The sequence below is a fragment of the Shimazuella sp. NTD248 genome, from assembly GCF_059510395.1.
On the sequence record NZ_JCAJZT010000022.1, the window covers coordinates 1 to 6,014 of the forward strand.

Here is a 6,014-nt window from a genome sequence, read left to right on the forward strand (position 1 = left end):
TGTGTGTTTGGTATTTGAATATTGCGTCTGTAATGACCAATTCCGCGCCCACAAACATCATCGGGATTAGTGCGCCGATCAGAACAGGTTCATTAATTGCGAGACCATTATCAAACACGTAGAACACGAGAGCTTTTCCTTTTGCAAATCCTGACGCAATGTTCGAATATACATTCACGCAAACACCTAAGTAAAACACATACTTCGAAGCTCCTGACAGCTCAGCCCCTACCCATCTCGACCAAATCATAATGATCGATCCGAGAACAAACATGAGCTCGAATCCGATAACTCCGACGTGTGCGAAAATGTTGTGATATCCAGACCGTTCAAACAATTCGACACTGTGAAGGTAGGAGAGGGTTAGAACTGCCAAGCAAATGAGACTTCCAAACACCAAACTGATACGAATGATGTATGTTCCTTTCATCTGACCACCCCCAGACCAAACCCCATTGGTTCTATATCAATATTCACCTTGTATCTAGACTCGTTTACGTGGTACACTTTGCACACAAAAATCACTCCTTAGTCGGTTTTGGTTTTTGTTCGCCCGTTTGAGTCTCCAGCTCAGCGGGCTTTATTTGTTTCAACCTTTTGCTCTCCTTGCTTTCTTTCTTTTGAAAGTACGAACCATTTCTTCTACCGTGTAGAAGAAGAGACAAACAAAGGCAAAGCTTATTGTGTGGCTTATTAGGGTTATCACCAAATCTTTCATTTTCTTTCCTCTCTTTCCAACGATATACCATAGGCTTTTCTTACTGCATCGAGTGCGAGCTTTGCACCTTCTCCCTTTTCGCCTCCCATTAATTCGATTGTGTCCTGTATAGTGTCCAATGTTTTCGCCAAGCTCGGAATCCTAACTATTTGTTGCTGTTTCAATTTGTCGCACCTCCCTATGATTCATATTATATCATTTGATACGTTTTGAATCAACTGTTTTTATAAATTTTTCTAACTACTCAAAACAAATATACTTGTCAGGCATTCCCCTATTAAGAGCGGTCTCAAAATAGCTCCTAACCCCCTTAGAATCGATTTCAGGGCATAATAAAAAGACATCCCAAAGGATGCCTTTTATAACATTTCTCCCGTCTCTGGATTTACCACATTTCCATGTATGACGTAATTCTTTATTCCCACATGCCAATAGGCTATGACTTCGCATATCGCGTTGGCGGTCTCGTCTTCCTCATCTCCTACATGAACCAAGTCGCCGTCCTCGGCATCGTCCAATTTTAGCTGTTTATGGATCTCCTTTAAGATACCACCATATCCAATGAGACGTTTGTAAGCTATGGCATTGTCCAGCGTGTAAGCCGTTTCGATTCCGTCTGCTGTTAGGAAATCAGTAGGAAGGACGTCTGTGTCTTTGATTGGATATTTGGAAACCTCTAAAATCGCCTTTTGTTCCTGCATCTCTTTTTCCAAAACCGCAACTTTTATATTTTCTTCAATCTCTTCTAAAGATACAGTTTCTTTCTTGGGCTTTACTACCCTTACGTCTACGATTGGAGAATAGTCTAGTTTCATCGCCTTTTGCCAGAAGTCTCGCCATTCCTGTCTTTTGATGTATCCATGAGAGAAATAGCTAGAAGATACGCACATTAATACATGGAAATGTGGGTGATAGGTTTTGTAGTTGGGGTTCCGGTCTCCCACCTTTAAACCTTGTCGCTTGTAGTAAGCAGGATTTTTGTAATAACGTTTCTTGGTAATAAATTCGTCCCAATCTTTCGTAATTTCTAACGCCCGAAAATAACCCTTCATTGCTTGCTTTACTTTCTTGTATCCAGCAAACCTATTCCATGCCTTTGTCATTGCGTCCACTTCTTGCTTTAACTCGTCGCCTTGACAGTTCTTCTGTGTGAGTGTTAGGAATACCCATTTTAATCTATGATCTTCGTTCGCTTTTTCTACGATCCGTTTATTTTGATATGCGATTTTTAGCGACCGTCGCCAGTTGCACATCGAACATAACCTACCTTTACAGTTGTAACATTGATATAGTCTTAGTCCTTTGTCGGTAAGTTTAAACGTCAATACGTTGCAACATTCCACCATCCGCTTCGCTTTTTTTCGTAACCGCTCATCTTCATACTTATCAGCAGCATGGAATAAATGGTCTCCCATTAATAAAGATCGCTTCTTATGACCAGTCCAATCGTTTTCTTTCCCGTTCTCTCTTGCGTCCTTTAATACTTTCGTGCTATTATCGTTAGTAACTGAATAAAACAAGGAAAAGCCCCCTATTCAAATTGTTGTTGTGGTGACTACAATTATATAGTGGGGCTTTCTACATGTCAAATGACCTTTTAAGCCTTGGTATGACTGGGCTGGAGGTCGTTTTTAATGCCTTGAATTGTTTCTATTATGTATCAAGGTAAGGAAAGACCAAAAACCAAACATAAAAACCCCTAAAAACAGGGGCTATCTTTCTCTCTCCAAATCCTGATTTTTTACCTTTTGTTGCTGCTGCTGTTCACGTTGCTGTTTATCCACTTCCAGCACTTCATTTATTTTTTCTTTTCCAAACAGATCACCGAGCCTGTCGAACTTCCTCGCCTTTTCCCTATCACCTTTCATTACATCGATTCGTTGTTCCAGCCAGTTTATTTCCTTCCCTGATTTCTCCAATGCATATTTATAGGTCTGTGCCTGCTTCGCCTTGGTCTTTACATATTCCCAGTCAGATTTACTTACCTGAACTTTATTTTTCTTGAACAACCCAACTTCCTTGACTGGGATCGCATCAACAGAACGTTCCGCTTCCTTGATTTGCTTTACTTCCTTCACTTGCTTATTTAGTGATACCTCTATTTGCTTTTGCTGGAAGAGCAGCTGCATGTTTTTGAATTTCACTGGTTCCATGTGCTGCTGCTTGTTGGGGATGCCTCGCTCTAGGTTGAACCCTAGACTTTGCACATGTTTTGGGAACTTATCCTGTATTGCTTTTAGCTCAACACGATTAAATAAATCTTTGGAACTCAATTTCCCGTCCTTGATCGGAACTATGCCCAGATGCATGTGTGGGGTGTGCTCATCTTTATGAACTGTCGCAAAAATGACATTTTCTTTTCCATATCGATTTGCGAACCATTTATAGGATTCTTGGAAGAATCGCTTTTCTTCTTTCTCTCCGATCCCATCAAAGAAAGTTTTGTCGCTGGTGATAATCCATTGATTACATAGAACTGCATCTTTCCTCACCTTTCGGTTACTTTCTACCGCTTCCTCGATTCGCTGACTAATCTTCTCTTTATAATCAATGGTCCCGTCATTCACCAGATCGTAGTTTAAGTGAGTCCTCGTCTTCTCAATCGTCGTGTTCGTGTGGCTCTCCTTCTCTCGTTGGTTGTGTATCTGCATCCCCTTCACGTCGTGGCTCTTTAACTTGTGCATCCGTCCGGCAAAATAGTTGACCTTCGTTGTTGACATCGGACAGCCTCCATTCCTAGCGACTTACGTATGTAAAGTATAACTTACTATACTTTGTTCCAAAGTGTGTAAGCTCTCCGAGGGTAAACCTTTGGGGTTAGCCTCTAACTTCATGCGTCGGTCATACGCTCAATGTAGTATTTTGAACTTTTCTGATAGGGCGTCGAAAACTTCAAAATCTCCACATTGTGCAAGTGTAAAATTCAGCAATCGGGCATTTGTGCCCGAAGCGATCCTGACAGAACGAGAACCAAGGTTACCGCTTCGAGACTGATTATTGTATCGCTGAATTTCCCACTTCCATCGCAAGGCTGGTCGATATAAAAAGACCGCCCTCTGCTCAGCCCTCTAGAACAAGGAGGGAAAAGAAAAGGATGGTCTGTTTCACAAACAAGTCTTTTAACAAACTAGGCTTTTAGGAAATCAACGACGGGAACAATCTCAGGGAAAACCAATTTCCCGTTTTCCATTTTGGCCACAATCATATCTTGTGAATCTACTACTACCACATTGTTGAGTGGGGCCTGCACTTTAAAATAATTGCTAATCGCTTCCGGTGATTCTTCCAACTCTACATATCCATCTAAACGGTATCCATCATGTGCAGTTAAGTATGCTTTATAAATTTTGATCAACTCCCCATTTGTATTATCTCAAAAATAAAAAGAATAAAGACTGAAAAATATATAAATAAGTCGGGAATGAAAACCAGTCCTTTTCCTTACAGCTGTAAGGAGTTTCGTATTTTACTCGTAGGTACTCATTCAGGTACATGTTCAGGTATAGGAACAAGTAGGGGAACAGGTACATATTTAGGTACACTCTTAATATCAAAAATAGAACGTATGACCCCGTATTAGTGGGTGTATTAATGACGATCTTATTAACACACCCTAGCAAATCGTTTGCAACCCAGATGGCACAAGGGTTTACCCCTTGTTTTGATGAGTACGTTTCAAGTGCAAGCTTTGTTTAGTAGTTGTTTTTCTTTGTTTTTTTTTAACTAAAAAATCCTCGCCTAGATCGGCAAGGACTTTTCATTTTAGAACCCACACATACGACGAATCTTAGGTAATGGATTTACATGCAGCTTAGGTGGCTGGAATCCTTCTGGATAGTTCAATTTATCCAGTGCTGCAACTTCCGTTCGAGTGAGAATGATTGCTTCCTCGAATAGTTTTTCATTCGATGAAACTGAAAAGGATACAAGAACTTCTTCTGATATCAATACTTCGTTTCCAAAATCGAGATCAATCGGAGTTTCTCTTGTTTCTTTCCACATGTTTATTTTTAGATCAAAATCAGGATATTTCTTGTTCCATTGTTCCCATGAGAATTCATAAAACAATGCATCGACTGCAAAATAATAGGCTTCTTCTACGCTGTTTTGGTACACTATGTTAGACATCTAAATTCAACTCCAGTTGGTTTTTAGTTGTTTGCCCATTTGAGCCTGCACGCTCGATGGGCTTTGTTTCTTTTTGCATTGGGTAGGCCTCTGTGATTTCCCACTCATGCCAGAAAGATTTCTTTACCTTCCCATACTTTTTTCTTAGATAGGCCTCGGCTCGTTTGATCGCTGCTGATTCTTTTGTAGCTTGAGCAACTCCGTAGCGAGTTAGAGAGTATTCCAGCGTGACTCCATTCTCTCCCGACTCTGTGTAAAAGCGATCTACATAAACAACTTTCCAAGCCTTCATTTGACTTCCCATCGGTGTCACTCCTTGGGCTCCCTCCCCTACTCCGAGAGATGCCCCTTCTCTCCGATTCGAATCGGATCGAAATCGGAAAAGGGGGTACACCCATCGGTGGGGAAGGGGGGGGTGGTTTATTAACCTAAGTCTTCTTTACCTTGATACTGTTTTAAGTTCTGACGGCTTTTCGGATTATAACCTTTCTTCTTTTCCGTCCAATCTGTAATCTCTACAGTGTTGGTGTTCGTGCCTATTTGCTGTTGTTCTTCTCCTTGCATCAACCGTGCACGGCGCTTGCGGATCTCTTCCTCATAGTTGATCGGCAGGTAAGTTTCTTGTTCCTCTGCATGCATCTTTTGATACAAAGGGATTTCATAAGCAGTGATTAGTTTCGTTAGCAAGTAATGTATATCTGTGGTAGGAGAGACTGGGGCATCTTTGATTGGTTCGTTTGCTGGTACGATAAACTTCAAGAACCCTTTCACCTTCGGCTGTTCTTTATAGAGGTACATCCGGCCTCGGCCTGTTTCCATATCTACCGAAACTACAGCAACATAACTTCCAAACTCGGTTTCTCTCTCCACTTCATACTGCAAAACTTCTGTTTGATTGTCTTCACTCATCGTCTCCCCTCCTAACCGATTTTCTTCTTAAGTTCATCGATTACTTTCTTTGCTTGGTGCGGTGTTGTCTTTGCCACATCTGCCAATCGGCGAATGCTTGGAAACTTTCCTTCTGACTGTTTGAGTTTGTTTGCTGCTTGTTTGATCTCATCTATCTGATGCTTGACTGGACTGTTTGAGTTTGTTTGTGTTTGTGTCTTTTGTTGTTTGGCCCTGCTTGATCGTTTGACTGTTTGTTTGACTGGACTGTTTGACTGTT

Annotated in this window: 9 protein-coding genes; all 9 read right to left on the minus strand. The window is 41.2% G+C overall.

Going from position 1 to position 6,014, the window contains the following annotated elements; all coding sequences use genetic code 11:
- A partial coding sequence (locus tag AC5WOE_RS19890) for a hypothetical protein (protein ID WP_496053335.1) occupies nt 1-430 on the minus strand: 430 nt, incomplete at its 3' end.
- A gap of 284 nt (nt 431-714) precedes the next feature.
- A complete protein-coding gene (locus tag AC5WOE_RS19895) occupies nt 715-882 on the minus strand; it encodes a hypothetical protein (RefSeq protein WP_496053336.1) in 168 nt (55 codons plus the stop codon).
- 195 nt (nt 883-1,077) lie between these two features.
- Entirely contained in the window at nt 1,078-2,238 is a 1,161-nt protein-coding gene (locus tag AC5WOE_RS19900) for a protein rep (RefSeq protein WP_496053337.1), read from the minus strand.
- Nucleotides 2,239-2,430: 192 nt separating this feature from the next.
- Nucleotides 2,431-3,438 carry a MobV family relaxase gene (gene mobV, locus AC5WOE_RS19905; protein ID WP_496053338.1) on the minus strand — a complete coding sequence of 336 codons (1,008 nt, stop codon included), beginning with the start codon at nt 3,436-3,438 and terminating at the stop codon, nt 2,431-2,433.
- A gap of 407 nt (nt 3,439-3,845) precedes the next feature.
- Nucleotides 3,846-4,073, minus strand: a complete 228-nt coding sequence (locus tag AC5WOE_RS19910; RefSeq protein ID WP_496053339.1) for a hypothetical protein — start codon at nt 4,071-4,073, stop codon at nt 3,846-3,848.
- Nucleotides 4,074-4,480: 407 nt separating this feature from the next.
- Complete coding sequence (locus AC5WOE_RS19915; RefSeq protein WP_496053340.1) at nt 4,481-4,846, minus strand: hypothetical protein; 366 nt, start codon at nt 4,844-4,846, stop codon at nt 4,481-4,483.
- A complete protein-coding gene (locus AC5WOE_RS19920; RefSeq protein WP_496053341.1) occupies nt 4,839-5,150 on the minus strand; it encodes a hypothetical protein in 312 nt (103 codons plus the stop codon). Before AC5WOE_RS19920 ends, AC5WOE_RS19915 begins: the two co-directional genes overlap by 8 nt.
- 119 nt (nt 5,151-5,269) lie before the next feature.
- Nucleotides 5,270-5,755 carry a hypothetical protein gene (locus tag AC5WOE_RS19925; RefSeq protein ID WP_496053342.1) on the minus strand — a complete coding sequence of 162 codons (486 nt, stop codon included), beginning with the start codon at nt 5,753-5,755 and terminating at the stop codon, nt 5,270-5,272.
- A gap of 11 nt (nt 5,756-5,766) precedes the next feature.
- On the minus strand, nt 5,767-6,014 hold a 248-nt coding region (locus AC5WOE_RS19930), incomplete at its 5' end, for a hypothetical protein (protein WP_496053343.1).

Excerpts from the sequence above, each read along its gene's own strand:
- mobV (WP_496053338.1), bottom strand. The coding sequence starts at position 3,438 with ATGTCAACAACGAAGGTCAACTATTTTGCCGGACGGATGCACAAGTTA.
- AC5WOE_RS19915 (WP_496053340.1), bottom strand. The coding sequence starts at position 4,846 with ATGTCTAACATAGTGTACCAAAACAGCGTAGAAGAAGCCTATTATTTT.
- AC5WOE_RS19920 (WP_496053341.1), bottom strand. The coding sequence starts at position 5,150 with ATGGGAAGTCAAATGAAGGCTTGGAAAGTTGTTTATGTAGATCGCTTT.
- AC5WOE_RS19925 (WP_496053342.1), bottom strand. The coding sequence starts at position 5,755 with ATGAGTGAAGACAATCAAACAGAAGTTTTGCAGTATGAAGTGGAGAGA.